23 protein-coding genes and 1 tRNA gene are annotated in these 26,059 nt (G+C 32.8%); 6 read left to right on the forward strand and 18 right to left on the reverse strand.

Going from position 1 to position 26,059, the window contains the following annotated elements; genetic code table 11:
* Nucleotides 1-360 precede the first annotated feature (360 nt).
* Nucleotides 361-1,461 carry a DNA-processing protein DprA gene (gene dprA / locus AC3ITQ_RS04955; protein ID WP_489237058.1) on the reverse strand — a complete coding sequence of 367 codons (1,101 nt, stop codon included), beginning with the start codon at nucleotides 1,459-1,461 and terminating at the stop codon, nucleotides 361-363.
* A 258-nt stretch (nucleotides 1,462-1,719) separates the two neighbouring features.
* On the opposite strand from dprA, the gene AC3ITQ_RS04960 reads away from it, so the two are divergent.
* On the forward strand, nucleotides 1,720-2,682 hold the full coding sequence (locus AC3ITQ_RS04960; protein WP_489237059.1) for an HU domain-containing protein: 963 nt from the start codon (nucleotides 1,720-1,722) through the stop codon (nucleotides 2,680-2,682).
* 126 nt (nucleotides 2,683-2,808) lie between these two features.
* Nucleotides 2,809-3,258, forward strand: a complete 450-nt coding sequence (locus AC3ITQ_RS04965) for a hypothetical protein (RefSeq protein ID WP_489237060.1) — start codon at nucleotides 2,809-2,811, stop codon at nucleotides 3,256-3,258.
* A 33-nt stretch (nucleotides 3,259-3,291) separates the two neighbouring features.
* Here the strand turns inward: AC3ITQ_RS04965 and AC3ITQ_RS04970 are convergent, their stop codons facing one another.
* The 9 genes from AC3ITQ_RS04970 to AC3ITQ_RS05010 all read right to left on the reverse strand — a co-directional run bounded on the left by AC3ITQ_RS04970 (nucleotide 3,292) and on the right by AC3ITQ_RS05010 (nucleotide 15,783).
* Nucleotides 3,292-4,053, reverse strand: a complete 762-nt coding sequence (locus tag AC3ITQ_RS04970) for a hypothetical protein (RefSeq protein WP_489237061.1) — start codon at nucleotides 4,051-4,053, stop codon at nucleotides 3,292-3,294.
* Nucleotides 4,054-4,216: 163 nt separating this feature from the next.
* Nucleotides 4,217-4,975: a hypothetical protein gene (locus AC3ITQ_RS04975; protein WP_489237062.1), complete on the reverse strand. Its 759-nt coding sequence runs from the start codon at nucleotides 4,973-4,975 to the stop codon at nucleotides 4,217-4,219.
* A 68-nt stretch (nucleotides 4,976-5,043) separates the two neighbouring features.
* Nucleotides 5,044-7,323 carry a helix-turn-helix domain-containing protein gene (locus tag AC3ITQ_RS04980; protein WP_489237063.1) on the reverse strand — a complete coding sequence of 760 codons (2,280 nt, stop codon included), beginning with the start codon at nucleotides 7,321-7,323 and terminating at the stop codon, nucleotides 5,044-5,046.
* 99 nt (nucleotides 7,324-7,422) lie between these two features.
* The gene (locus tag AC3ITQ_RS04985; RefSeq protein WP_375030959.1) at nucleotides 7,423-7,992 is read right to left on the reverse strand and encodes an OmpH/Skp family outer membrane protein; all 570 of its coding nucleotides are present in this window, start codon (nucleotides 7,990-7,992) and stop codon (nucleotides 7,423-7,425) included.
* A gap of 246 nt (nucleotides 7,993-8,238) precedes the next feature.
* On the reverse strand, nucleotides 8,239-9,087 hold the full coding sequence (locus tag AC3ITQ_RS04990) for a class I SAM-dependent methyltransferase (protein WP_489237064.1): 849 nt from the start codon (nucleotides 9,085-9,087) through the stop codon (nucleotides 8,239-8,241).
* 51 nt (nucleotides 9,088-9,138) lie between these two features.
* Nucleotides 9,139-9,603 carry a hypothetical protein gene (locus AC3ITQ_RS04995; RefSeq protein ID WP_489237065.1) on the reverse strand — a complete coding sequence of 155 codons (465 nt, stop codon included), beginning with the start codon at nucleotides 9,601-9,603 and terminating at the stop codon, nucleotides 9,139-9,141.
* Nucleotides 9,604-9,800: 197 nt separating this feature from the next.
* Nucleotides 9,801-11,672, reverse strand: a complete 1,872-nt coding sequence (gene mnmG / locus AC3ITQ_RS05000; RefSeq protein ID WP_489237066.1) for a tRNA uridine-5-carboxymethylaminomethyl(34) synthesis enzyme MnmG — start codon at nucleotides 11,670-11,672, stop codon at nucleotides 9,801-9,803.
* 341 nt (nucleotides 11,673-12,013) lie between these two features.
* Complete coding sequence (gene ybeY, locus AC3ITQ_RS05005; protein WP_489237067.1) at nucleotides 12,014-12,433, reverse strand: rRNA maturation RNase YbeY; 420 nt, start codon at nucleotides 12,431-12,433, stop codon at nucleotides 12,014-12,016.
* Nucleotides 12,430-15,783 carry a coiled-coil domain-containing protein gene (locus AC3ITQ_RS05010; protein ID WP_489237068.1) on the reverse strand — a complete coding sequence of 1,118 codons (3,354 nt, stop codon included), beginning with the start codon at nucleotides 15,781-15,783 and terminating at the stop codon, nucleotides 12,430-12,432. The genes ybeY and AC3ITQ_RS05010 overlap by 4 nt, the downstream gene beginning before the upstream one ends.
* Before the next feature lie 163 nt (nucleotides 15,784-15,946).
* On the opposite strand from AC3ITQ_RS05010, the gene gltX reads away from it, so the two are divergent.
* Nucleotides 15,947-17,452, forward strand: coding sequence for a glutamate--tRNA ligase (gene gltX / locus AC3ITQ_RS05015; RefSeq protein ID WP_489237069.1), 1,506 nt, complete (start codon nucleotides 15,947-15,949; stop codon nucleotides 17,450-17,452).
* 133 nt (nucleotides 17,453-17,585) lie between these two features.
* Nucleotides 17,586-18,572: an SPFH domain-containing protein gene (locus tag AC3ITQ_RS05020; RefSeq protein WP_194656431.1), complete on the forward strand. Its 987-nt coding sequence runs from the start codon at nucleotides 17,586-17,588 to the stop codon at nucleotides 18,570-18,572.
* A 17-nt stretch (nucleotides 18,573-18,589) separates the two neighbouring features.
* Here the strand turns inward: AC3ITQ_RS05020 and AC3ITQ_RS05025 are convergent, their stop codons facing one another.
* From AC3ITQ_RS05025 to AC3ITQ_RS05045, 5 genes are all read right to left on the reverse strand, one after another.
* Nucleotides 18,590-18,844 (reverse strand): DUF6327 family protein, encoded by a 255-nt coding sequence (locus AC3ITQ_RS05025; RefSeq protein WP_072970013.1) that lies wholly within the window; start codon nucleotides 18,842-18,844, stop codon nucleotides 18,590-18,592.
* A gap of 3 nt (nucleotides 18,845-18,847) precedes the next feature.
* Nucleotides 18,848-19,198 carry a competence protein gene (locus AC3ITQ_RS05030; protein ID WP_489237070.1) on the reverse strand — a complete coding sequence of 117 codons (351 nt, stop codon included), beginning with the start codon at nucleotides 19,196-19,198 and terminating at the stop codon, nucleotides 18,848-18,850.
* A 78-nt stretch (nucleotides 19,199-19,276) separates the two neighbouring features.
* Complete coding sequence (locus AC3ITQ_RS05035) at nucleotides 19,277-19,603, reverse strand: YtxH domain-containing protein (RefSeq protein ID WP_489237071.1); 327 nt, start codon at nucleotides 19,601-19,603, stop codon at nucleotides 19,277-19,279.
* Nucleotides 19,604-19,694: 91 nt separating this feature from the next.
* Entirely contained in the window at nucleotides 19,695-20,171 is a 477-nt protein-coding gene (locus AC3ITQ_RS05040) for a hypothetical protein (protein WP_489237072.1), read from the reverse strand.
* 881 nt (nucleotides 20,172-21,052) lie between these two features.
* Entirely contained in the window at nucleotides 21,053-23,170 is a 2,118-nt protein-coding gene (locus tag AC3ITQ_RS05045) for a glutamine--tRNA ligase/YqeY domain fusion protein (RefSeq protein WP_489237073.1), read from the reverse strand.
* A 107-nt stretch (nucleotides 23,171-23,277) separates the two neighbouring features.
* Here AC3ITQ_RS05045 and folB point away from each other — a divergent pair, with 107 nt between their 5' ends.
* Together folB and AC3ITQ_RS05055 are read left to right on the forward strand one after the other, a co-directional pair.
* Nucleotides 23,278-23,637: a dihydroneopterin aldolase gene (gene folB / locus AC3ITQ_RS05050; protein ID WP_489237074.1), complete on the forward strand. Its 360-nt coding sequence runs from the start codon at nucleotides 23,278-23,280 to the stop codon at nucleotides 23,635-23,637.
* A gap of 95 nt (nucleotides 23,638-23,732) precedes the next feature.
* Nucleotides 23,733-23,803, forward strand: a tRNA-Cys gene (locus tag AC3ITQ_RS05055).
* A 318-nt stretch (nucleotides 23,804-24,121) separates the two neighbouring features.
* Here the strand turns inward: AC3ITQ_RS05055 and AC3ITQ_RS05060 are convergent.
* From AC3ITQ_RS05060 to AC3ITQ_RS05070, 3 genes are read right to left on the reverse strand one after another with little or no spacing between them, the layout of a single operon-like run.
* Nucleotides 24,122-24,667 carry a hypothetical protein gene (locus AC3ITQ_RS05060; protein ID WP_489237075.1) on the reverse strand — a complete coding sequence of 182 codons (546 nt, stop codon included), beginning with the start codon at nucleotides 24,665-24,667 and terminating at the stop codon, nucleotides 24,122-24,124.
* A 14-nt stretch (nucleotides 24,668-24,681) separates the two neighbouring features.
* Nucleotides 24,682-25,359 (reverse strand): LysE family translocator, encoded by a 678-nt coding sequence (locus AC3ITQ_RS05065; RefSeq protein WP_489237076.1) that lies wholly within the window; start codon nucleotides 25,357-25,359, stop codon nucleotides 24,682-24,684.
* 13 nt (nucleotides 25,360-25,372) lie between these two features.
* Nucleotides 25,373-26,041: a head GIN domain-containing protein gene (locus AC3ITQ_RS05070; protein ID WP_489237077.1), complete on the reverse strand. Its 669-nt coding sequence runs from the start codon at nucleotides 26,039-26,041 to the stop codon at nucleotides 25,373-25,375.
* Between the last annotated feature and the right edge of the window lie 18 nt (nucleotides 26,042-26,059).

The raw sequence follows: 26,059 nt of genomic DNA on the forward strand, positions 1-26,059 counted from the left end.
GGTGCTCCTTGCATCATACGGTCTAATCCTAGTTTCTTTTACTTACCTAATTAATTTTGAAGACACAAGTACTTATGGGGTAAATAAAACTGTTGGATGGGCATACGATATTTCAAACCAGATGTATTATAATGCAATACTTTTTCCGTTTTGCCTTATCCTTTTTCTGGTTGGATATTTATTACTAATGATACTGCGAAGGAAAACAAATTACTTGCTTTCCATTACTCATTTTAGTTTGATTATATTATCAATTACAGGAACTTTAGTTTGCTATTATGCAATTAGTAATCTTTTCTATTTGGTATCGATACCGTTGTTTTTTATAATTATTTTTAAAAGTTATAAGACCATATAACTTCAAATCGCCTCAAACAGTTTCCCAGGCAAAGGTCTAATAACACCTTTAAGCTCCATATTCAAAAGCATTCCCGAGATTTTATAAATGGGGAAATCACATTGAAGCGCAATTACATCAAGCAATTCCTTTCCGTTCTTGAGCAGGAAATCATAAATCTTTTGCTCTTCCACTTCTAATTCTACAAACAATTGTTTCTGTACAGGTTTTGACTTGTTTTCAATGTCCCAATTCAACACATAAACCAAATCAGCAGCGCTTGTCAGGACGTTTGCTTTTTGTGTTTTAATCAAATCATTACAGCCCTGACTGTATTTGTCTGTAACGCGACCGGGAACGGCAAAAACATCTCGGTTATAATCGTTGGCTAAATTGGCTGTGATCAAAGATCCCCCTTTATCTGCAGATTCTATTACAATAGTTGCTTCGGTCATTCCCGCCACAATTCTGTTTCGGCGTACAAATTTCTCTTTGTCTGGATTTGATGAACTCCAAAACTCCGTTATGAAACCACCATTTTCTTCCATTCTGGCGATGTATTTTTTATGTGTTTTCGGATAAATCTGATTCAGGCCATGAGCCAAAACTCCAATCGTCTGTAAGTTATTATCCATCGCCAATTGATGCGCTACAATATCGACTCCGTACGCAAAACCACTAACAATCACGGGATCAAGCGGTGCCAGATCCTCAATAAACTTTTTGCAGAATTCCATTCCATATGAGGTAATCTGCCGCGTCCCGACAATACTAATTAATTTTTTGTTTTTTAAATTAATATTTCCCGAAGTAAAAATCAAAACTGGCGAGTCGATACAATGTTTGAGACGATCCGGATAACTTTCGTCTTGAAAAAAAGAAACATTTATAGCGTTTGATTTAATAAATTCTAATTCCTTGTTGGCCTTTTCAAAAACCGTCTTGGCTTTTAGATTCCGCAACAAAACCGAACCAACGCCATCGATGCCAGCAATTTGATTACTTTTTACTTTGAAAATGGCTTCAGGATTTCCAAAATGGGTCAACAATTTTTTGGCCATAATATCACCAATGCCATCTACTTTTAATAAGGCTAATAAATAAAATAATTCCTGGTCTGACATGGCTTCGAAAACAGTTATTTGAGAGGATAAAAAATATCTTTTAAAACAAATTTTTGTACAATTAAAAGTGGCACAAATATATAAATTAGAAGTAAATTCTTATAAAAAAATAAATAGTAAAGATTTCGCACTACTTTAGTCAAAAAGCTAATTTTATTTAACTAACTGAAAACGAATTGTCTATAAAATTATCAGAATTGTTAATAAAAATTGTGAATAAAATTTTGATAACTATATTGGATGTATAACTTTGTTACTATGAAAATCGAAACTTATATAGCACAGTTATTGTATCGTTATCAGTGTGTAACGGTTCCAGGGTTTGGAGCATTTTTAACCGAAATTCAATCGGCGCAGCTTAATTCAAGTACAAATTCGTTTACTCCACCGAGAAAAACGATCGCATTTAACAGTCTTTTGAAAAACAATGATGGTTTGTTGGCAAATCATATCGCGCTAACAGAAAAAACATCCTATGGATTTGCTGTAAGTGCTATTGCATTTCAAGTTTTAAGCTGGCAAAAGACGTTAGAGGAATCTGGTGTTTTAAATATCAAAAACATCGGTGATATTCGTCTTAATGCCGATAATAACATGGTTTTCACTCCAAGTGATCAAACTAATTATCTAACGAGTTCTTTCGGTCTTAGTCCGTTTGTTGCTCCAATGGTAAAAAGAGAAATTTTTGAGAAGAAATTACAGGAAATCGAAGAATCGAAAGTATATCAATTACACGATTCTGAAGAAGAATCAAAATCTTCAAATTCTTTCTTAAAATATGCAGCCATTTTTGTTTTAGGTCTTGGCATTACAGGAAGCATTGGTTATCCTTTATACCAAAATCAGATCACTACAAAAACGCTTGTAGTAGAAAATGCGGTTCAGAAAAAAGTAGAGAACAAAATTCAGGAAGCTACATTCTTTATTGAGAATCCGCTACCTGCAGTAACTTTATCTGTAGATTCAGCAAAAACAGAAGCTGTAAAAGTAATGCCTTATCATATCATGGCAGGTGCATACAGAAGTGAGGCAAATGCAAGAAAAGCTTATAACCAATTGGTTAAAGATGGTTACGAAGCGCGAATGCTTGGCGAAAACAAACATGGCTTATTCCCGGTTTTATACGGAAGTTATGCCACAATGGCTGAAGCTGCAAAAGCACAAAAAGAAATACAAAAAGGTGAAAATCCAGATGCCTGGATTCTAGTCGAAAATCTATAAAACTTAAAAGCCTGATCTCTCGATTAGGCTTTTTTTTTGGCCTATTTTATTCTTAAAAAAGCCTTTTACGTTAATATACATCCTCAGCAGCACATACTTTAGATTCAAATAAATCTATAAAAAATTATGTGTTACAAATTAAAATTATTCTTTGCTTTTCTTTTAGTATTAAGTTCACAATACTTTTATGCTCAGCAAATTACTACGACATCAAAAGCGCAAATTGCTTTAGAAAAAAAAGCTAAAAAATCCTCCGATGATTATCATAAAAAGCTAAATGACGAACATGCTAAACTGAAACAGAATCAGGACAAACTAAAAAAAGAGCAAAAAACGGTTGAGAAACATCAAAAAGATTTGAAAAATTCAGAAAAAGATTTACAAAAGAGCAAAAATAAAATAGCTAAATTAGAATCTGAAAATCAAAAGATTAATTCAAAATTGAGTTCTCTTACTACAGAAGAATCTCAGAAACAACAAGTCAAAATGAAAAAAAATGAACTTGAAATTCAAAAACTTAAAGTAAAGCAAATCAATCAGCAAAAAGCTTTAGAAAAAGCACAAGCTCAGATTTAAAAATAAAAAACCTGTTTCATGTGGAACAGGTTTTTATTTAGCAATTATTTTAGCGTTTTGTGAAAGGATCACTTTACCTCCCTGATAAATAGTTAGTTTCGCCGGAGGCGCATTTTTTTCACCAGCAACTATAAAGGCGCATTCATACGTATAATTTTCCTTCTTAAATTCATACTGATGGTTTCCTCCATTGCCTTCTACCACAAAATTTCCTCTATAAATTATCACATCAGGTTTTTCACTCATCGCCTTCTCAATTGGCCAGGAAACATAACGATAATTTTCATTTCCCAAATTATCGATTCTGATTCTGAATTTTTCCGTTTCCAGAACACAGACCGGTTTTAGAAAAAAGGCAATACTTGAATCTAATTCCTTTTTTTGATCGGCAATCAGTTTCTTTTTGAGATCAATCTCTGCTTGTGACTGGTAATTTACGCTGGTTAAACGGCCTTCAAAATCCATCCAGACATTTCCCTGATTCAGCATTATTCCACGCCAACCCATATCAGACCAGTCTTTTGCGGGATCTGACTTAGTAATTTCATTTTTTAAAGTGGCATCGAAAATTTCATCATACCGTTTGATAAAATCAGATTTGTCTGCAACATCAAGTATTGGATATTCGCGTTTTAGAGGGTAAGCAACCATTTCAGCGATCGCCTCTTTCTTGTCGCTTTTAATCGTATCAATAAAACTTTTGATACATTTTTGATACTCAGGTTTTACAGTCTGAGCCGAAACGAAAGGGCCCACAAACAGTAGTAAAACCAAAAACAGATTTACTTTTTTCATTAAAAACACTTTAATTGATTATTAATCTGATTATTAAGTTCTAAATATAAAAGTAATTAATTTATGCTTTCAGATAAAAACTTTAAGTTTATAACGCATTAATTCATCTCATTATTATTTTGATAAAAACCAAAAAACCTGTTCCACATGAAACAGGTTTTTCTTATTTGGTCACTATTTTTGCATTCTGATTGAGAATCTCTTTTCCATTCTGAGAGATTGATAAATAAGCTGGCGGAGAGTCATCTGTACCGATTACGATGATATAACATTCATACAAATAAGCGTCTTTTTTAAATTCATAATGGCTGTTCCCTCCGCTTCCATCAGAGATCCATTTTCCATTAGTGATTATTAAATCTGGCTTTTGACTCATCGGGTTTTTAATCGACCAGGAAGCGTATCTGTAATTATCGTTACCTAAATCGTCAATTCTGATTCTGAATTTTGAAGTTTCCAAAACATAAACCGGAGCTTTAAAAGTGGCAATTGAAGGATGAAGTTTTCCTTTTTCGCCTGCAATTAATTTGTTTTTAAGATCTTTCTCCGCCTGCGATTGATAATTGATTGTGATTACTTTCCCGGTTGTATCCATCCAAATATCTCCCTGACCGAGCATAATTCCTTGATAACCCATTTCGGTCCAATCTTTTGCAGGATTTGATTTTATGATTTCGTTTTTCAAAGTAGCATCGAAAATTTGATCATACCGCTTTATAAAATCTGCTTTATTTTTGACAGTGGGAATTGGATATTCTCTTCCAATTGGAAAAGAAATAAGGGCCGCCACTCCTTCTTTGTTGTTGCTTTTTACATTGGCAATAAAGCTTTTGACGAATTTTTGATAGGCTGGTTTTAAATCCTGACCAGAAATATTCTGAATGCACAACGCAATAAATATAACGCAAATTATCTTTCTCATAATTTTCTATTTTACATAATGTTTGAATAGTTAAGTCCATTTCAAACACTAAGTTACAAAATACAAAATCAATTAATGCTGGCTTTGAACATTTTAAGTTCATCCCAGGTAAATTCATCCCCGTGTTTTTCTTTCAATCCATTCAGAGATTCTTCCTGGTAAAACTGAAAAGCCTCACGCAACGCCAGGATTTTGTCGTATGGTAAAACATCAGATATATCAACTTTCTTCGCCTGAATTAATTTAACCAAATGCAATTCAATAGTTTGAACATTAAGTTTTCTGATTCTGGCGATGTCCTGAATGGAGTTTTTTTCCAACCACAAATCATGCGTTTCTTCCACCGTAGTTTTCTTTACTTCTTTTGGCGCGCTTTTATCTAATTTTCTGGCTGTATAACGCACTGTAGGTTCATCCAATTTAAAAATATCAGTATTCGACATATTAAATTCCTCACGGATCTTATTAACCTTGTCTGTTTTATAGTTTTTAATCGCTGTAGACGTCAATTTCTCTTTACAGATGGTTTCACCTGCCACGACGATTTCGATGAGCAATTTGGCCTTCATTAAGCGTAAAACGGCTTTGGTCTGCAAATCGTCTAAAAGAGCCAGTTCTTCATAAAATTCCTTTACTTTTTTAAACTTCTGAATTTCAGCCATTTTCTGCAAAAGATCGGTTACCAGCTTATCCATCGGTTTGAAAAAGTAATCATAAGCCGCCACTACTCTTTCCTGCACAAAAACCAAATCGACAGTTTCTTTACTGAAAATCTTATTAAGCTGCTGAACGAATTTTTGAGAGGGATCAACCAACGAATCAATCGTTTCTAAACGCTTGTGCGCCCAAACGGAATGTTTCGCTTTTTCTGAATTAACCGCATTTTCATTATAACTAAAACGATGATTTCGCCATTCTTGTGCTAAATCTGTCCAATTAAAACTGTTAATCAAATAGTTATGAATAAAGTTTTTGGTTTCAAAGTGCAATGAATTTTTCAGTACTTCTTCTGTTGCTTTATTCAAAGCATAGTCCATTACATCCTGGTCGTTCGAAATACCATTCATTTGCAACGGAGAAAGCAAAATAAGACCGTTTAAAGACGTTAAACGCGATAATGCTACATATGCTTGTCCGGGAACAAAAACTTGCGATACATCGAGCGCAGCTTTCTCAAAAGTTAGTCCCTGGCTTTTATGCACCGTAATTGCCCAGGCCAATTTTAGCGGATAATGCGCAAATGTGCCTAAAACTTCTTCTTCAATCTCTTTTGTAAGCTCGTTTACTTTGTAGCGAATGTTTTTCCATTCGTACTTCTCAACTTCAATGGTTTTATTCTCTTCTGGAAAATGAACAAAAATTTCCTCCGGAGAAAGGGATTTGATAACGCCCATTTTTCCGTTGAAATAGCGCTTTTCAAATGACAAATCGTTCTTTACAAACATGACTTGTGCACCAACCTTCAACTTTAGATTTTCCTCCACCGGAAAGATTTTTTCAGGGAAATCCCCAACCACAAAAGGCTGATAAGCATGCTCATTTCCAGCCAAATCGCCTATCGCCTGCTCGTTCATCGAATCGGCTTTTGCGTTATGGGTGGTCAATGTTATATAACCCGGATTATTCTTTAAATCGAAATCCGGTTTTACATATTCGTTCAAAATCTGAATATCCTGGGGGGTAATCTGATTGTTTCGAAGATTGTTCAAAACCGAAATGAATTTATCATCACTCTGGCGATAAATCTTAGATAATTCAATGTATAAGGGCGGATTTTGCTGAATTACATGCGAATGGAAAAAGAATTTTCCTTTGTAATAATTACGCAAAGTGCGCCATTCTTCATCCCGAATTACGGGTGGCAATTGCAATAAATCGCCAATAAACAGCACCTGAACACCTCCAAAAGCACGTGTATTTCGGCGAACCGTCTGCATCATAAAATCAATCGCATCAAGCAAATCGGCACGTAGCATACTCACTTCATCAATAATCAGCAACTCCATGTTTCTGATGACGTTACGCTTAACATTGTTCATTTTGAAATGCCTGCGCAGCGACTCTTTATTTTCGAATTTTACCGTTTCTGTAAACTGTGAACTCTCTTCATAAGTCGGTAAAAAAGCTGAAAATGGAAGCTGAAACATCGAATGAATGGTCACACCGCCAGCGTTTAGTGCTGCAATTCCGGTAGGTGCCACCACAACCGTGTTTTTATGTGTAGTCGCAATGATTTCACGCAATAAAGTCGTCTTTCCTGTACCTGCTTTACCGGTCAGAAAGATAGATTTTTGCGTTTGATTAATGAATTGTAAGGTGTAAGCAGCAGCTTCTGAAACGTTTTGCATTGGGCGTGTATTGAAATACCAAAAGTATCGCGTTTTTATAAAAGAAAAAACCTAAATCTTGACAGATTTAGGTTTTTAATTTAGTTAGTTTGTTTGGTATTATTTTTTAGCTTCTTCTTTAGCCGGAGCTTCCGTTTTAGGTTCAGCTTTATATTTATCGTTTAAAGCTTTAATGATATCTTTCGTGATGTCATATTTCTCTTCAGCGTATAAAATTGATGCTGCATCTCCTGTACCGTAGATATAAGAATAACCGTTTTTCTTACCGTAATCTTTGATGAATTTTTTAACTCCATTGATTAGAGAATCCATTTCAACACCACTTTCTTGTTGCAATTGTTGAGATAATGCTTGTTGAGCATAACCCAGTTGTTGCTCTCTTTTTTGCAATTCAGCTCCTCTTTGTTGTGCCCAAGCTTGTCCGTTTGCTTGTGCCTGACTTTGAAAATTAGCAGCGTCTTGTTTAAAACGAGTAATTTCCGCTTGTAGCTGTCTTCCTTTTTCTTCTGCCTGAGCTTTGTATTTTGCTTCAAGATCTTTCGCTTCAGTGTACTCCTTCATTAAAACTGAAGTATCAACGTAAGCTGTTTTTACTTCCTTAACCTCTGTTGCTTTATTACACGAAACAACCAAAATTGAAAGTGCGATAATTACTAATGCTTTTTTCATTTTCTAAATTTCTATTTTTTTAATGTATTGAAGACAAAAATATAAAAAAATAAATAGCACCAACATAAAGTTTAAAAAATGCTATAATTTTATGATATTGTTTTTATTTATGGAAAGAAAAATGTCAATAATTCAACACTATTAAAACCGGCTTTAATAGCTTTCATTAGAAACGTTTTCTCAAAAAAGACATAAATTACCATCAGTAAAGCCGAAAAAGCCGCAGAAATGCGCTTAAATTGCGTTTTACTTGTTTTTTAAGACATAAATGTGGGATGAATACTCTTTTGTACTGCTCGCTTTTAAATTTGATTTTAATCCGACGAAAAAAGCACTAATATAATTCATTTTTCCAGTTTTGTATTTTTCGGATAATAAACTCACGTAAAAAGAATCAAATTTCATTGGAAGCACTTTTTCCAATCTCATATCTACTTTTTCAAAAAGTGATTGAATGGCCTTTTTTGAGAAATGCCAAAAATGAATTGGTACATCATAAGCTGCCCAAAATTCATTATAATATTTTGCGTCGTATGATTTAAAATTTGGAACCGCAACAATTAATGTTCCAGTTGGTTTTAGTAAACGCTTCAATTCCTGAATTTGAAGTTCTAAATTTGGAACATGTTCCAAAACGTGCCACATTGTAATCACGTCAAACGAATTATTTTCAAGAGCGTCAATTTCGTTCACAAAAGAAATTCCTTTTTGTATCGCAATATTTTTTGCTCGCTCGCTTGGTTCCACTCCAACAGTTTCCCAACCGTCATTTTTTGCGGTCAACAAAAAATCTCCTGTTCCGGCACCAATGTCTAAAATTCTTCCTTTTTGAGATTGCTCTAAATTGATTAAATTCAGTTTATTCTTTAAAGCAATATTTTTTACAAAATGATATGCTTTTTCAAATAAAGATCGTTTGTTGTCTGTATGCGAAATATAATCTTCGCTTTCGTAATATCTTCCAAGATTCTCCAAAGATGGTTGCGGAGATGTAATCAACATGTCTAAAGTTTCATCGTGGTACAATTCGAAAATTTCTTTCGAAACAGAATGATCTTTAACAGTAAGAAAATGTTTTTTGTTTAAAACGTCCATTTTATAATTAGTAGGTATTTGGGTTTAATTTTAGGCTTTAATATATATTCTTTAATGTTTCCAATTTATTTTCACACCCGACATCTTTTCATTTTCAATTCTTATATCTGCCAAGATTGTAAAACCGTTTTTTATATAAAACGGCATTGGAAATCTATAATGTTTTGTATTCTGTTTTATTTCATTTTCATGATCAATAACCCAACCATTCAAACTCGTATTGTTCTTTTTTAATTCATTTATCAAAAGTGAACCATTTCCTTTTCCTTGTATTTGATGGTCCAAAATTATAGCAAACCAATCTTCTCCTTCTCTCAGAAAAGTAAATGCCCAGCCATTAATTTTATTTGAATCATCAAACAGCAAATAATGTTTTGTATTTGAAAGTCCGTTTAAGTACAAATCAAAATCCTCGCTATTTTCTAAATGCAATCTCGCGGGATATTCCTCGTTCCAAAGTTCACGTAAAACTTCTTTTTCTTCCAAAGACAGAATTTCCTTTTCTACAATCTTCATATAACGAAATTTTAGATTTCAGAGTTTAGATTTTAGATTACTAAAATAGTTTCACGTGGAACAATTCGTTTTTGTTTCAAGTTTTTCTTGTTTCAAGTTTCAGGTTAAATCCTCAAACTAAAATTCCCTCCCAGTTTCGAGTTCCAACAACCTGAAATCTGAAACAGATCAAGACGCACTAAAGTACGTCTCTACATTTATCTTCCCATGTAAATCAAAAGCACCGAAATATCACTCGGAGAAACTCCGCTGATTCTTGAAGCTTGTGAAATTGTGACAGGACGAATTCTGCTCAATTTTTGTTTTGCTTCAATTGACATTGATTTGATTTTATCGTAATCGAAATTCTCTGGAATTTTCACTTCTTCTAAACGAGTAAGCTTATCAGCGTTGTTTCTTTCCTTTTCTATATAACCAGAATACTTGACCTGAATTTCTGCTTGTTCCAGAATTTCCTGATCAACGTCATTTGCTTCGATATACTCCTTTACTTTTTCAAATTTCATCATATCCTCTAAATCAATTTGCGGACGAGAAAAAACTTTGAACATTTTATCACCTTGTGTAATTGGAGCCGTTTCTTTTGCTTCTAAAATTGGATTTGTTTCAGCAACCGAAACACTAGTCTCTTTGAAGAAGGCAACCATTTTTTCAGACTCATTTAATTTCTTTTCCATTCGGCGCAAACGAGCCTCAGAAGCCAAACCAATTTCATGTGACATTGGAGTCAATCTGAAATCCGCATTATCTTGACGCAACAATGTTCTATATTCTGCTCTTGACGTAAACATACGATAAGGCTCTTCCGTTCCTTTCGTAATTAGGTCGTCAATTAATACTCCAATATACGCTTCATCACGTTTTAAAATTAATGGCGCTTTTTCATGCACTTTTAAATGCGCATTTATTCCAGCCATCAATCCTTGCGAAGCTGCTTCTTCATATCCTGTCGTTCCATTTATTTGTCCGGCAAAATATAAACCTTCCACTAACTTTGTTTCCAAAGTATGTTTCAATTGCGTTGGTGGAAAGTAATCATATTCGATCGCATAACCTGGACGGAAAAATTTCACTTTCTCGAAACCAGCAACAGAACTCAACGCTTTAAATTGAATATCCTCCGGAAGCGAAGTTGAAAATCCATTCACATAAACTTCACAAGTATTCCAACCTTCCGGTTCAACAAAAAGTTGGTGACGCTCCTTATCAGCGAAACGATTAATTTTATCTTCAATCGAAGGGCAATATCTTGGACCAAGACTTTTTATTCTTCCGTTGAACATTGGCGAACGATCAAAACCTTCTCTCAAAATATCATGAACATCCAAAGACGTGTACGTCATGTGACAAGATCTTTGATGCGTCAATGGAGTTGTCAAATCAGAATAAGAAAACTTATCCGGCTTTGCATCTCCTTTTTCTTCATTCATTTTAGAATAATCCAAAGAACGTCCATCCACTCTCGGAGGCGTTCCTGTTTTCATTCTTCCAGCTTCAAAACCTGCTTTCACCAAATCTTCGGTAATTCCGGTTGCGGCACTTTCTCCTGCTCTTCCTCCTCCAAATTGTTTTTCTCCAATATGAATCAAACCATTCAAAAAAGTTCCGTTTGTCAGGACAACAGATTTAGATCGAATCTCTACTCCCAACGAAGTTCTGATTCCTTTTATTTTTCCGTTCTCGATAATCAAACCTTTTACCATCTCCTGGTAGAAATCCAAATTTGGAGTTCCCTCCAACATCATTCTCCATTCTTCAGCAAAACGCATTCGGTCACTTTGAACTCTCGGCGACCACATTGCAGGCCCCTTTGATTTGTTCAACATCTTAAATTGAATCGCGGTTCGGTCTGAAACAATTCCAGAGTATCCTCCCAACGCATCAATCTCACGCACGATTTGTCCTTTTGCAATTCCACCCATCGCTGGATTGCAAGACATCTGCGCAATGTTCTGCAGGCTCATCGTAACCAATAAGGTTTTCGATCCCAAATTTGCGGCCGCTGCCGCGGCTTCAGATCCGGCATGACCTGCACCAACTACTATAACATCGTATTCTTCTAAAAACATTTTATTTTCTATTCTCTGGGAAACCGTTTAAGTTGGCTCTCAGAATTAAATTCTTTATCCCTTTGTTCCACGTGGAACGTGTTAAAAGTTTCGAGTTTCAGGTTTCATGTTTACGCTTTACAAAAGTTCCACGTGGAACATCTTAATCCCTGCTTAAAACTTCAAAATAAAACTTCAAACCAATCGTTCCACGTGGAACGTTTTAATTTTCCTTGTTAAAAAATGTTTCACGTGGAACGTTTAAGTTTCTTATTACAAAATCTAAACGTGTTTCACGTGGAACATTTAATTCACTTTCTTAACCTGAAACTTGAAACCAAAAAAAACTTAAAACAATTCCTCTACAGTTCCACGTGAAACATTGCGATTTTTTCGTCTTCTTTGGAACGCATTAATTCAGCATCTTTATCTGACTTATCTTTATAACCACAGTAATGTAATATACCGTGAGCCAAGACACGCTTCAATTCTTCTTCGAAAGAAACATTAAAGTCTTTTGCGTTATCTTCTACTCTTTCTACAGAAACAAATATATCTCCGTTTAATTCGTTCCCAACTGTATAATCAAAACTGATAATATCTGTTAGCGTGTCGTGATCCAGATATTCTACATTTATCTTATGAAGATATTCATCATCACAAAAAATATAATTTATCTCTCCTTCGTTTTTATTTTCAGAAACGATTACAGCACTTAACCAATCAGAAAAGGCTTGTTCGTTATCTAAAGTGAATTCAGTTTCGTAATTAAAATTGATCATTTTGTATTAAAATATTCTTGAACCTTTTGATTAAAATTCGAGCGCAAAGGTAGTGATTGTCTATTTAAAATCTCTACACTGTTTAAATATTCCAAAAGCGAACTTGGTAAAGCATTCGAACGATTAGAAAATTCAGCTTTATTTGTTTCAGATTGACGCTTTGTATCTTGGCCTTGTTGCTGAACTGCGTTGTTTAATTTTAATAATTCTTGTTGAATATTTAAAATCCTTTGAAGGTTTTCATTCTTAAAACCTTTATTCAAAAGTTGCTTTTCAGATTGTTTCATTTGATCAATTACAGATTTACCCTGAGAATCCAAACCTTGTTTTGCTAACTCTTTTTGCAAAGCTTCACGAAGTTTTACCTGCTCCTTATATATTTCCATAATCGCTTCAGCATCTCCTTCTCCATCATTACCTTCTTTATTCTCATTTCCTTTTCCACCATTTTTATTTCCCTGCCCGTCTTTACCTTGTCCTTCTTTACCCTGCTGTTTACCTTCACCACTTTTACTATCCTTTCCTTCTCCGGGTTTCTTTCCTTCCTTCATTCCTTCTTTCATTTTATCACCCAACCCTTTTTGCTTTTGAATAATATCTGGCAATTGCATTCCTTGTCCTTCTCCCGGTTTTGGTTTTCCAGATCCTGGTTTCGACATTGACATTTGCATATTATTTAATAAGTCACTCAAAAAGTCAGCTAATTTATTGGCAGACGAAACAGCATATTGCTGATGTGAAACTCCTTTTGGAACCTGAACGTCTGTCAAAGATTCAATAGCTTTGTCTACATTATATTGTACGTTACCAATTTCCTTCGTTACATCTTCAGCTACTTTTGGGTTTCTCAAAGACAAAGCAAACAAACTATCATCTACATGTTTGAACTGTTGTTTCAAATTCTGTTGTACTTTAATGTTTTTAGTATAAGCCGAAGAACCTAATTTCATTGATTTAAATTGTTTCATCACATCTTCCTGAGATAAAGAATAAGCTAAAAGATTATCTAGTACCTGACGAAGCATTGCAACATCTTCTTCTAATTGTTCCTGATCGCCACCCTCCATACTCGACTCCATTTGTTGTGCCATACTTTTCATTTTTTGAGCAGCACTTTTTTGTTTTGGCTTAGCCGAAGAAGTATTCTTTTTAGCTAATTCCTCAGAAGCTTTTTGTAAATCAGAATCAACATCTTTTTCTTTTGAAGCATCAGAAGGAATATCTAAAGGAGCTTTTAATGTTTTATTTTCTTCTTTTAAATCCTTTAAATCTTCCTGAATTTTGTCAAAAGATTTATTGATTTCATCTTGTTTGTCTTTTGTGTTTTCACTGTCTTTATTCGAAAGCTTCTCTTGTTGGTCTGCTAACTTATTTAATTTTTCCGCAACCTGATCTGCTTTCTTCTCAACATAAAAACGTTTTGTCAGCTCAACCAATTGTTCTAAGTTGCGAGATTGGTTCTTACTGATCTGTTTGAATTTTTCCATCTTATCAAACAAATCTTCACTATTCAATTTATCATTCAGGTTCTTTAGTTCATCCAAAAGTTTTTGGTTTTTCTCCAAATCTTTCTCTGCATTATCTAAACGCTTTTGTAAATCTTCAGCTGTTTTATCTTTCTTCTCGTCTTTGAACTTGTCTAAATTATGATTCATTTTCTCAGCAAACTGTTTCATTAATTCGTCTTGCTGCTTTTGACGTTTGATAAAATCATTGATTTTTTGCTGATCTTTAAACTCTAAATTATCCTTTTCTTTTCCGGTATTTTGAATCTTATCCATTTCAGAAAATTGTTTATTCTGATTCTTTAAAGATTTTTCAAGACTATTTATATTCTGGTTTTGTTGTTGCAATTCCATATCCTGAACTTCATCTGTAGTAGAAACTCTGTCTGAAAAAACAGAAGACTTTGTACTCTTAAAATGATGAGGCGCATCGTTATCGAAAACCTCAAAATAGTATTCATAAGATACTCCTTCTTCTACAGCAAGATTACTTGGAAAGTTAAAAACGAACTGATCAAATACAGCTTGTTTTACAGGAATGGTTCCACGCTTAGCCGTGTTTGGCTTGTTACGTTCGTAGTATACAATCTGCAATTTCGACAAACCATAATCATCACCCAATCTTCCCAACACATAATTCTTATCCAACTTTAAACTGTCCGGTGCAGGCGAAACGGTAATCGTTGGATGCTGATCTTTGATAACAGACAGCTGGTAATCCAATTTTTCGTAGTTTTTGACCTTATTATTTGAAGTAAGAATTTGATATTCTGTATTTTGACTGATATTTTTAGCTAGTTTAAACTCGTTTTCAGCCTTATTGAACTTAAAAACTGCATTCTCATCCTTCCAAACAATCTCCTGAGTCGATTGTGTATTCATTTTCCAGGTTACCAAAGTTCCTTCCGGGACAATTGCATTTCCTGTTCCCTGGATAGTTTCTGATTTCTTTTTTAAATAAGATGGGAAATTCAACACCATTTCAAAGTTCGCAATTGATGGAACTGTAATAACTTTTAATTCATATTCATCAGATGAAACTGAATTTCCTTCAAAAGAAAAGGGAACATTATCAACTGGTTTTTCAATCTTGAATTCAAACTTTCCCGGTTGAGATGATTCCATAAAATAACTTTCATCTCCAATATGAATCATGACATTCTCCGGAACTACCTTTCCGACCGATTCCATTTTGATAACAAAATCTTTGTTTTGTTCTGTTTGCAAATTCGAATTTAAAACCACAAATTTGAAAGGAGCTGGTGGTAAAAACGTAGCATTGAAATGCACCACTCTATTTAAACTTTGAGAAATGATATTGCTATTTCCAGAAATATAAAACACGGCAAAAAGTAAAACTGGAACCAAAGCCAATGGCAAATATTTCTTATTCGCTTTAAAATTGATGGCATTCCCAAATGGAACTGGCTGCAACGAATTCGCTTTTTGTTCTATCGAAGCCAACATTAATTCAGAACTTTCTGCTGAATTTTCAGAAGAAGATAATTGTAAAAAATTCGTTAGTTTATCACTTACTTCTGTAAAATGGTTTCCAATAATTTTAGAAGCCTCATTATAATCAATTCCTTTTTGAAGTTTGAACAACTTGAAAATTGGAAACAAGATAAATCGGAACAAAAGGAAAACTTCTACTCCAATAAATAACCAAAATAAAACCGTTCTTCCTACTGGTTTTAACCAAAGAAAATACTCAATAAAAAGCGTAAACAGAAAATACAATAATCCAAAACCAATAAAAAGAAGTGCTCCTTTTATCAATTCGTTCGTGTAATATTTCTTTATAAAAGCTTCTAACTTTTGATATATAGCAGATGTCGTTTTCAAAATAAAATCTCTTTTGATTATAACCTATAAAAGTAGTAATTTTAATTAGATAATTCTCAATGAGAAAATTAGTCAATTAAGCTACAAGCAAGGCATTATCTAATTAAAACTCATTTTCTAATTCTCTAATTAGAATTGTATCTTTGCATCAAAATTTAAACAAATGTCAAAGCAAGTTCGCGTGCGTTTTGCACCAAGTCCAACAGGACCTTTACATATTGGCGGAGTTCGTACTGCCCTATTTAATTATTTATTTGCCAAAAAAAACAATGGTGTTTTCTATTTAAGAATTGAAGATACAGATCAGACTCGTTTTGTTCCTGGTGCTGAAGCTTATATTATGGAAGCATTAGAATGGTTGGGAATTGCTCCTGAAGAAACCGTTGGTAAAAATGAAAAATTTGGTCCGTACAGACAAAGTGATCGTAAAGATTTATACCAATCTTATGCCGATCAATTGATCAATTCGGGTTGGGCGTATTATGCTTTTGATACTCCGGAAGCTTTAGATGCTCATAGAAAACAGCACGAAGCAGAAGGAAAAACTTTTATTTATAATCATCACAACCGTGAAAAGTTAGATACGTCATTCGTAATTTCCGCAGAAGAAGTTGCTAAAAGAATTGCTAATGGAGAACATTATGTAATCCGTTTTAAAACTCCGGTTGATGAAACTTTGCATTTAAAAGATATCATTCGTGGCGATGTAAAATTTGAAACGAATTTACTTGATGATAAAGTTTTATTTAAAAGTGACGGAATGCCAACCTACCATTTGGCCAATATTGTTGATGATCATTTGATGGAAACTTCACACGTAATTCGTGGAGAAGAATGGTTGCCATCGATGCCACTTCACGTTTTATTGTACAGAGCTTTTGGTTGGGATGCTCCGGAATTTGCACATTTACCTTTGATTTTAAAACCGGTTGGAAACGGAAAATTATCAAAAAGAGATGGTGACAAATTAGGGTTTCCTGTGTTTCCACTAGAATGGAAAACCGAAGAAGGTGTTTCATCTGGTTACAGAGAAAAAGGATTTTTCCCGGAAGCTGTTATCAACTTCCTAGCCTTGTTAGGTTGGAATGACGGAACGGATAAGGAATTATTTTCTTTAGAAGAATTAGTGGAATCTTTTGATCTGAACAGAGTTCATAAATCGGGAGCAAAATTTGATCCTGAGAAAAACAAATGGTTCAATCACCAATATTTAATCAAACAAAATGATGCTGATTTAGCGAAGGACTTCACTCCTATTTTAGTTGAAAAAGGCGTTGATGTTTCTAAATATGATGTCACAAGAATCGTTTCCCTGATTAAAGAAAGAGCGCATTTCGTTTCTGAATTTTGGGATTTAACTGATTTCTTTTTCCAGGCTCCAACATCGTATGATGAAAAAGCAAGCAAAAACTGGAAGGAAGAAACTCCGGCTTTAATGCAGGAATTGATTTCGACTCTTGAATATATTGATGGATTTGATTCAGCAAATATCGAAGCCATCGTAAAAGATTGGTTAACTAAAAATGAAATTGGAATGGGTAAAGTAATGCAGCCTTTCCGTTTGAGTTTGGTTGGCGCTTTAAAAGGTCCTCACCTATTTGACATTGTTGAAATCATCGGAAAAGAAGAAACAATTTCGAGAATTCAGAAAGCCATAAGTACATTATAAAATAATTTACTTTAAAATATCAAACGCTAAGAAACATCTATAAAATGTTCTTAGCGTTTTTTTAATGTCTAAAAAATTTAAATTGGAAGAATATTCGTAATTTACCCAATCATAAAAACTAAACTATATCACCATGAACACAGCATTAATTATCCTTTTAGTCTTCGGATTCTTTATTTTCATGTCTTCTTTTTTTACCGTCAAACAACAATCGTCTGTTGTAATCGAAAGATTTGGTAAATTTTTAAGCGTAAGAAATTCAGGTTTACAACTAAAAATTCCGATCGTCGACAGAATTGCCGGACGTGTAAATCTTAAAATTCAACAGTTAGATGTTATCATTGAAACCAAAACGAAAGACAACGTTTTTATTAAAATGAAAGTTTCAGTTCAGTTTAAAGTGATTCAGGAAAAAGTATACGATGCTTTTTATAAACTGGAATATCCACACGATCAGATTACGGCTTATGTATTTGATGTTGTTCGTGCCGAAGTTCCAAAACTAAAATTAGATGATGTTTTTGAAAGAAAAGATGATATCGCAATTGCAGTAAAAAGAGAATTAAACGAAGCCATGACCACTTACGGTTATGATATTATCAATACTTTGGTAACAGATATTGACCCGGATATCCAGGTAAAAAATGCTATGAACAGAATCAACGCCGCAGACAGAGAAAAAACGGCTGCCGAATTTGAAGCTGAAAGTTCAAGAATCAGAATCGTTGCAAAAGCAAAAGCAGAAGCTGAAAGTAAACGTTTACAAGGTCAGGGTATTGCAGATCAACGTCGTGAAATTGCAAGAGGTTTAGTAGAAAGTGTTGAAGTTTTGAACAGTGTGGGAATCAATTCACAAGAAGCTTCTGCGTTAATTGTAGTTACACAGCATTATGATACATTACAGGCAATTGGTGCAGACGCCAATTCAAATTTAATTTTGTTACCGAATTCTCCGCAAGCCGGAAGTGATATGCTGAATAATATGGTTGCATCGTTCTCAGCATCGAATCAGGTTGGAGAAATGATGAAGAAAAATAATAAAAAATTAGAAAAACCTAAAAAGATTGAACCACTTCAATCTGGTTATGAAGATGATATTCAACCCGAAATAAAAGAATAATACAAATAAAAAGAGGCTTAATTGCCTCTTTTTTTATTGAATAACCAACTGATAATATGTGGTAAAATGGATTGCAAAATCTTAGGATAGTTGTTGGAAAAATAATCTTTATAAGAAGAAAAGAATCCATTAACAATTTTCTGCGGTGTAATTCCTTCTTTGGTTCTCTGAAAACTTAAGACCAATTTCTGATAATTAATCTCCTTTTCTAATTTCAGAATTTCCAAATCTCTTTCGATTTCAGCGTATGATGCGTATTTTTTTGGTTCCATAAATTAGTCGTTAAAAAAGATTTCTGAGAATTTTTCTAAAATTGGACCTTCAACAAACTTATCTTTAATAAAGAAAAGTAAAATGGTAAACAAAAGGTAGATCCCTCCTACTGCTAAAAATCCAAGTGCTGTACTTTCAAATAATGCACCAAAAGCATAAGCTGCAGCAAAAGATCCGAAAATTAAAACCATACTAAAACACAATAAAATCAGAGTAAACTTGAAAATTAAAGTGGTCGATTTCATGGCAACTTTAAATCCCCAAAGTTTGTAATACGCTAAGTGACTGTCTAAATATACTTTAGCCTGATCCTGAATGTTTTCAGTATTTTCTTTTAACTCTTCAAAAGCCATAATTGTAGTTTAAATTAAAAAAAAGAAGCACAAAAAATTACTTTTAAAAGTAATCAAATTTTGTGCTTCTTGTATTTATTATTTTTGAAGTTTAGCGTTCTGTGCTTTTAAATCGGCTAATTTAGATTCTAAAAACGTAATTACTTCTTCTGTTTTATGACTTACATTCGAAAGCAATTCATCAAAAGTACCGTCAAGACCTTGAGTAGCTCCTGTGAATTTTTCACGAAGAACTTCAGAGCTTGCTGATAATGAATCCTTCAAATTATGTGCTGCATCATCTATACCTTCTTTCAATTTCGCTCGGGTTTTTGATCCTTTATCCGGAGCAAATAAAATTCCAATTGCTGCACCTGCAGCGGCGCCAGCTAATATTGCCGCAATAGTATTTAAGTTCTTTGACATAATGTTAAAATTTAAATGATTAATAAAGGTACTGCTTTTTTGAAATATAATATATTGATTAAATGATATTTACTGTAATTTAACAATACAATTAATACATGTAAGCTACTGCTTCGTATTTACCATCATTTTCAACTATGCTTACAAACGGATAACCCTTTGAAGCTGACTGCGTTTTGATCCTTAAAGCAGTTTGGTTTTGATTTGCAATTGGCGGCTCTCCTTTTGTCTTCGTCGATATTCCAGAAAAATTAGCAGCTTGTTTTAAACCTATTGTCTTTTCCTGAGATAAAACAGTTACCATTTTGTAATCTGATTTAGAATCTACTACTACTCTATCAGATATTTTTTTAGTTTGATTCGTCTGTTTATTGGTAATTTTTGAAACAGCATACTTGGTGATTTTATGTTCTTCAGCACTTCCGTTTAAAGAGTAATAAATTAAACCGTTTTCTTGTTTGATAAAATTAGCATCCAATTCTTCTCCATTGTGTTTTGAGATTTGATGTGTTTGAGAAATTGCAATGTTTGCAAATAAAATAGCCAGAGTAAAAAATACATTTTTCATGATAATTAAATTTAAGGTTTAAAAAATTTCTTTGATCAAAAATGAAAATCAAAATTTATAAATCACAAAACCAATTTCATGAAATTTGAAAATTATGAAATAAATCGAAAAATACTTTTACTGAAGTATTATCAAAACACAAACACAATTAGAATTGACCATAAAACCAATTTTCGGAATGCAGGCTTAGAATAAAATCTAAAAACAAAAAACGTAATTTTTGAATTTTCAGATAAACTCAGATTTGATTCCTCAAGTATCATTTTTAAAATTAAAAAATTTCAGATTTGACCTTTGGATAAAAATAGCAACTTTATAAACAATTGTATGTTAATAACCCGTTAAACTCACAAAAATGATGTCTAAAACTTAAATAAAGCTTAAAAATCAACAATTATTCAAAAGATGAGTTAAGAGATGGAAGAAGTAAAAAAAGGCCTTAAAATTAAATTATAGAGGTCACTTTTAGTTTAAATTATCTATTAAAAAATGAAATACAATAGATTTTATATATAATAATTATAAACTTTTAAATTATTAAAAATGATCATTAAAATTGATTTAATGAAATTTCATTTTTAATTTTGAAGAAATTCATAGATTTCTAAAAACTTTATTTAAAATAACAACTTTATAAACATTTCGTTGTTAATAAGCTCTAAAGAAGGCTAAAACGAGACCTAAAACTAAAATAAGACGCTTATTTTAATTATTTTTTAAAAGATGAATTCTGTATGGGAAGAAGTAAAAAAAGCGTTTAAAAGCAATTTATATAGGTCACTTTTAATATAAAATATTTATAAAAATTTAATTTTAAATAGAAAATATAAATAATAAAAAAAGCGCTTATAAAAAGCGCTTTTCAATAGATTTTAATGATGTTATTTCTTTACCATTTCAGAAAGAATTTCAATTTCTCTCTCTGAAGCATTTTTTGGAGGATTTGAATATAATTTTAAAATTTCATCTTCAAACTGACTTTTTAAACTTTGATTTTCTAAATCTCTTAAATTCAAAAGTGCTTTTGATCGAACATAAGTTGATTCACTTCTTAATGACATTGTATATAATTTTTTGATATCCTCTTCTTCAAAATCAGCAGATTTCAAATGAGAATATTTCAAAATAAACTGAGCAAATAACAACGAAGCTTTATTATTGTTAATATTTTTCTTTAATGAATTTTGTAACAACGAAAAACTTGAAACATTTTTGATGCTCTCCCCTATTGCACTTTCAATTGCAATACGTTCCGGCTTAGTTTCAACTTTAAAATATTTATTAATATCTTTTAAAGAATTATTGATACTATTTTCTTCCTTTTTACCTTTTTCTTCCCAGGCATCTTTCAATCCAACAGTTTTATTAAATACTAATTTTGAAGCAGTTGAATCTTTATCAACAGTAAAATAACCTAAACGTTGAAATTGAAATTTATCTTCATTTTGAGCAGTTGCCAAACTTGGTTCTACAAATCCTTTGATGATTTCTAATGAATTTGGATTCACAAAATCTAAGAAATTCTTGTCTTTATAACTGTCCGGAGCTTCATCTGTAAACAAACGATCGTACATACGAACTTCTGCTTCAACGGCATGCTGAATAGAAACCCAATGCAGAGTTCCAGATACTTTTCTTTGACTTGCTTCTGTTCCGCTTCCGCTTAAAGAATCGGTATCATAAGTAACATGAATTTCTGTAATATTTCCTGCCGCATCTTTTATAACACTTTCTCCTTTAATGATATATGCATTTTTAAGACGTACTTCTTTTCCTAAAGTCAAACGGAAAAACTTTGCCGGAGCTTCTTCTAAAAAGTCTTCTCTTTCTATGTATAATTCACGGGAAAAAGGAACTTTTCTGAAACCAGCATTCTCATCTTCCTGATTATTCTCTGCTTCCAACCACTCCTCTTTTCCTTCAGGATAATTTGTAATTACCAATTTTACAGGATCTAAAACAGCCATTACACGAGGTGCAATTTTGTTCAGATCTTCACGAATACAGAATTCTAAAACTGATACATTGATCAAATTATCACGTTTTGCAATACCAATTGTATTCGCAAAATTACGTAATGAAGCAGCTGTATAACCACGTCTTCTTAATCCGGAAATAGTTGACATTCTAGGATCATCCCAACCGTTAACATGCTTTTCTTTAACTAGTTGCTGCAATTTTCTTTTACTAACAACAGTATGTGATAAGTTACGTCTTGCAAATTCTCTTTGCTTTGGACGAATCTGATTTTCATCAATAATCTGGTCTAAAAACCAATCGTATAATTCACGATGCGGCAAAAATTCTAGTGTACAAAAGGAGTGTGAGATTTCTTCTAAATAATCACTTTGTCCGTGTGCCCAATCGTACATTGGATAAATTTTCCAATCGTCTCCGGTTCTATGATGATGTCTGTGTAAAATCCTGTACATGATAGGATCACGCATCAGCATATTGGTAGATTTCATGTCTATTTTGGCACGAAGAATATGAGTTCCAGCCTCAAATTCACCATTTTTCATTCTTTCGAATAAATCTAAATTCTCTTCAACAGAACGATTTCTGTACGGACTATCTGTTCCAACAGTAGACGGAGTCCCTTTTTGAATTGCCATATCTTCAGAAGACTGACTATCAACATAGGCTTTATCCTTTTTAATTAATAAAACGGCCCAATCGTACAATTGTTGAAAATAATCCGAAGCGTAACGTTCTTCTGCCCATGTATACCCTAGCCACTCTACATCTTTTTTAATAGCGTCAACAAATTCCTGTTCTTCTTTTTCTGGATTTGTATCGTCAAAACGTAAATTTACAGGTGACTGATAATCAATTCCTAAACCAAAATTTAAAGCAATAGAACTCGCGTGTCCGATGTGCAAATAACCGTTTGGTTCTGGTGGAAAACGAAAATGAAGTTTAGTTTGTGAAAGACCTGATTTTAAATCTTCCTCTATGATTTGTTCAATAAAATTGAGTGATTTCTCTTCTGATGCCATTATTTTATAGTAATTTTAGCAAAGATAAAAAAAAGGTTTCAGGTTTCAGGTTTAAAGTTACTTAACTGGCATTAAACCTGAAACTTTAAACTTTAAACAATAAGAAAATGGGAGTTATAAAACTAAAAAACATCCGCACTTTTTCCTATCATGGATGTTTAATTGAAGAAGGAAAAATTGGATCAGACTATACTGTTGATCTAAAAATTAAAGCTAATTTACAGCAATCAGCACAAACAGATCATCTTCTTGACACTGTTGATTATGTACATTTGAACAAAATTGTTACGGAAGAAATGGCGATTCGCTCACATTTATTGGAACATGTGGCAAAAAGAATCAATATTCGCGTACTTGCAGAAATTGAAATGATAGAAAAAACTACGGTTTGGGTTTCCAAAATAAATCCTCCTATTGGTGGTGATGTTGAATCAGTTACTATAAAAATGACGGAAGTTAGAAAGTAATTCTTTTAAGCATAAAAACTAATTTTTTAAAATAGTTACTTTTAAAGTTTTGAATTTTAAAGATTTTAGTTACTTTTGCCATCCGTTCAAGCAATGGCGTCGTGGCCGAGCGGCTAGGCTGGGCTCTGCAAAAGCTCCTACTCCGGTTCGAATCCGGACGATGCCTCAAAAACCTCTAAAGCAATTTAGAGGTTTTTTTATGTTTAATTTTTAGAAAAAATTAGATAAAGTTTACGTTCGAATCCGGACAATGCCTTTAAAAACCTACAGAAATATATATCTTTTTTTTTATGGTTAATTAAAAAAAAAAATTAGATAAAGTTTATAATCGAATCCGGACGATGCCTTAAAATCGTTAAAGCAATTTACAGCTTTAATACTTGTTTTTTCCACAGTCTTGTCATTTCTCTAAATGTTAATTTCTAATTTTTAAACATAAAAAAACCTCTGCTTTAGAGAGGTTTAAAATATAATTCAAGTATTACTATCTTACTATTTTATAAAGCTTTTCAAGCTCTGATGGTAAACCAAAAGTATGAGTGTCAACTTTAGTTCCTAAAAATTGAGATTCTCCACAACCATTACAAATCTTGGCAATACCAATTATAGAATCATTTCTTTTAAAAATAAATATATCCCTATATTTTGGAATGCAGCTTGCTACATCTGGTGATAAAGAATCATTTTGTGTAAAAATTGCCTCTACTTCTTTCTTCTTTTCTTTAGTTAATTCTGTTTTAACAAAATGAAATTTTAATAAATCAGATTCAAAATTTGGTTCTGAAATAGTTTGAGGATAATTACCACTTAATAAACTACTTAACTTAATTTGATCATCAACAACTATCTTTTTTCTGAGAATGTCATAAACCGAAAAATCAGAAATATCTAAATAATAGTGATCAATTTTATCTGCAATAAAAAAAGATTCTAGATCCTTCTTTACAACTTCTTCCTTTTTAATTTCAGTTTTATTAGAGTTATTACAACTAACAAAAATCACAATTAAAATAAGTAAAAGTCTTTTCATATAATTACATCTGATTACTTCTCAATCTTCTCAAAAGCATTTCTAACCATTTCTTTTTCTTTTGGAAACCAGCCCTGGATCATTAAAGCAAATCCAAAAACCATTAAAACAATACTTATAATTTTCTTTATTTTAAGAATATTATTGGGTGTCATTTTAGATTTTAATTGTTTGGCTAATACTATTTTAAGACAATCAACCAATAAATAAGTTATGATAACTGATGTAAAAAAAGTAATCATTCTGGAGTTTTGCATTTCTAATTTTGGTCCGACAGAAATGATAACAGCCAGCCAAAATCCCAATACTCCAATGTTGATAACGTTCAGTAAAAAACCTTTTACAAACAAACTACCATAGTTTCTTTTGATGATATCACGATCAATTTCTTCATCGTTTATTTTTTCTTCTTTCTTTAATTTTACAAATGAAATTAAACCATACGCGAGCATAATAATTCCACCAAAAATAAAGAGTGCGGGTTTATCTTTTAAGCTCTGAATTAATCTGTAACTTCCTAAATACGCAATGGCTATAAAAAAAATATCACCTAATACTACACCAAAATCAAAGACTATCGCAGCTCTGAATCCTTTTGTAATACTGGTTTCTAGTAATATAAAAAATACTGGACCTACCATAAAACTTAAAAAAAGTCCCCATGGCAGTCCAGCCAAAATATCATTTATCATTCAAATAGAATTATTATTTCACTTCTTCGATTTTACCTCCAAAAACCGTTTTTTGATTAATTTGTCTAGGTTTTCCGTAAATGTAAATAGAGCCTCCTGCGCTCACTTTTGCATCAACAAGCGTAGTAGCATTCACATCTGCTTTTCCTCCCGCAGAAACGCTTACTGTAGTTTGAGAGGTAACTAATTTACTGGCTAATAAAAAACCACCAGCTCCCAGACTTGCATCTTGGTTAGAAGCTTTACCTGTTAAAGTAATTTCTCCTCCTGAAACAGAGCTTACTTTTAGTTTATCAACATCCAAATCTACATTAATTTTACCACCTTCCTGAGCACTTACTTTAAAAGAAGTCGCTTTTACGGCTTCTGTACTCGTAACTACAGCACCTTCATTAACATCAATAAGTTCTATGTGTTTGTAGTACAAGGTAATATCTAAATCATCTCCAGATAATAATTTAGACATAGTCATTCTTATTTTCAAGATCCCTTTTTTATTGATAACCTCTACTTCTGATTCACGAGCTCCTTTAATGACCACTTTATTATCTGAAGACGCTACTAATTTAACATGTAGTTTATCAAAAACTTTTACTTCATCAAAATCTCCTACTTCTTTCGTTACCTGTGCAAATGACATTTGTACAAATAAAATTGCAACACCAATTAATAACTTTTTCATATCTCTCTATTTTAATTT

The sequence above is a fragment of the Flavobacterium sp. KH_001 genome (assembly GCF_057840745.1).

What these genes read in the sequence shown, in the direction of transcription:
- folB (WP_489237074.1), top strand. Translation starts at nt 23,278, where the DNA reads ATGGGAGTTATAAAACTAAAAAACATCCGCACTTTTTCCTATCATGGA.
- AC3ITQ_RS05025 (WP_072970013.1), bottom strand. Translation starts at nt 18,844, where the DNA reads ATGGAACCAAAAAAATACGCATCATACGCTGAAATCGAAAGAGATTTG.
- AC3ITQ_RS05060 (WP_489237075.1), bottom strand. Translation starts at nt 24,667, where the DNA reads ATGAAAAGACTTTTACTTATTTTAATTGTGATTTTTGTTAGTTGTAAT.
- AC3ITQ_RS05030 (WP_489237070.1), bottom strand. Translation starts at nt 19,198, where the DNA reads ATGGCTTTTGAAGAGTTAAAAGAAAATACTGAAAACATTCAGGATCAG.
- AC3ITQ_RS05020 (WP_194656431.1), top strand. Translation starts at nt 17,586, where the DNA reads ATGAACACAGCATTAATTATCCTTTTAGTCTTCGGATTCTTTATTTTC.
- AC3ITQ_RS04995 (WP_489237065.1), bottom strand. Translation starts at nt 9,603, where the DNA reads ATGAAGATTGTAGAAAAGGAAATTCTGTCTTTGGAAGAAAAAGAAGTT.
- AC3ITQ_RS04970 (WP_489237061.1), bottom strand. Translation starts at nt 4,053, where the DNA reads ATGAAAAAAGTAAATCTGTTTTTGGTTTTACTACTGTTTGTGGGCCCT.
- AC3ITQ_RS04980 (WP_489237063.1), bottom strand. Translation starts at nt 7,323, where the DNA reads ATGCAAAACGTTTCAGAAGCTGCTGCTTACACCTTACAATTCATTAAT.
- dprA (WP_489237058.1), bottom strand. Translation starts at nt 1,461, where the DNA reads ATGTCAGACCAGGAATTATTTTATTTATTAGCCTTATTAAAAGTAGAT.
- AC3ITQ_RS04960 (WP_489237059.1), top strand. Translation starts at nt 1,720, where the DNA reads ATGAAAATCGAAACTTATATAGCACAGTTATTGTATCGTTATCAGTGT.
- mnmG (WP_489237066.1), bottom strand. Translation starts at nt 11,672, where the DNA reads ATGTTTTTAGAAGAATACGATGTTATAGTAGTTGGTGCAGGTCATGCC.
- ybeY (WP_489237067.1), bottom strand. Translation starts at nt 12,433, where the DNA reads ATGATCAATTTTAATTACGAAACTGAATTCACTTTAGATAACGAACAA.
- AC3ITQ_RS05040 (WP_489237072.1), bottom strand. Translation starts at nt 20,171, where the DNA reads ATGAAAAATGTATTTTTTACTCTGGCTATTTTATTTGCAAACATTGCA.
- AC3ITQ_RS04975 (WP_489237062.1), bottom strand. Translation starts at nt 4,975, where the DNA reads ATGAGAAAGATAATTTGCGTTATATTTATTGCGTTGTGCATTCAGAAT.
- AC3ITQ_RS05070 (WP_489237077.1), bottom strand. Translation starts at nt 26,041, where the DNA reads ATGAAAAAGTTATTAATTGGTGTTGCAATTTTATTTGTACAAATGTCA.
- gltX (WP_489237069.1), top strand. Translation starts at nt 15,947, where the DNA reads ATGTCAAAGCAAGTTCGCGTGCGTTTTGCACCAAGTCCAACAGGACCT.
- AC3ITQ_RS04990 (WP_489237064.1), bottom strand. Translation starts at nt 9,087, where the DNA reads ATGGACGTTTTAAACAAAAAACATTTTCTTACTGTTAAAGATCATTCT.
- AC3ITQ_RS05035 (WP_489237071.1), bottom strand. Translation starts at nt 19,603, where the DNA reads ATGTCAAAGAACTTAAATACTATTGCGGCAATATTAGCTGGCGCCGCT.
- AC3ITQ_RS04985 (WP_375030959.1), bottom strand. Translation starts at nt 7,992, where the DNA reads ATGAAAAAAGCATTAGTAATTATCGCACTTTCAATTTTGGTTGTTTCG.
- AC3ITQ_RS05065 (WP_489237076.1), bottom strand. Translation starts at nt 25,359, where the DNA reads ATGATAAATGATATTTTGGCTGGACTGCCATGGGGACTTTTTTTAAGT.
- AC3ITQ_RS04965 (WP_489237060.1), top strand. Translation starts at nt 2,809, where the DNA reads ATGTGTTACAAATTAAAATTATTCTTTGCTTTTCTTTTAGTATTAAGT.
- AC3ITQ_RS05045 (WP_489237073.1), bottom strand. Translation starts at nt 23,170, where the DNA reads ATGGCATCAGAAGAGAAATCACTCAATTTTATTGAACAAATCATAGAG.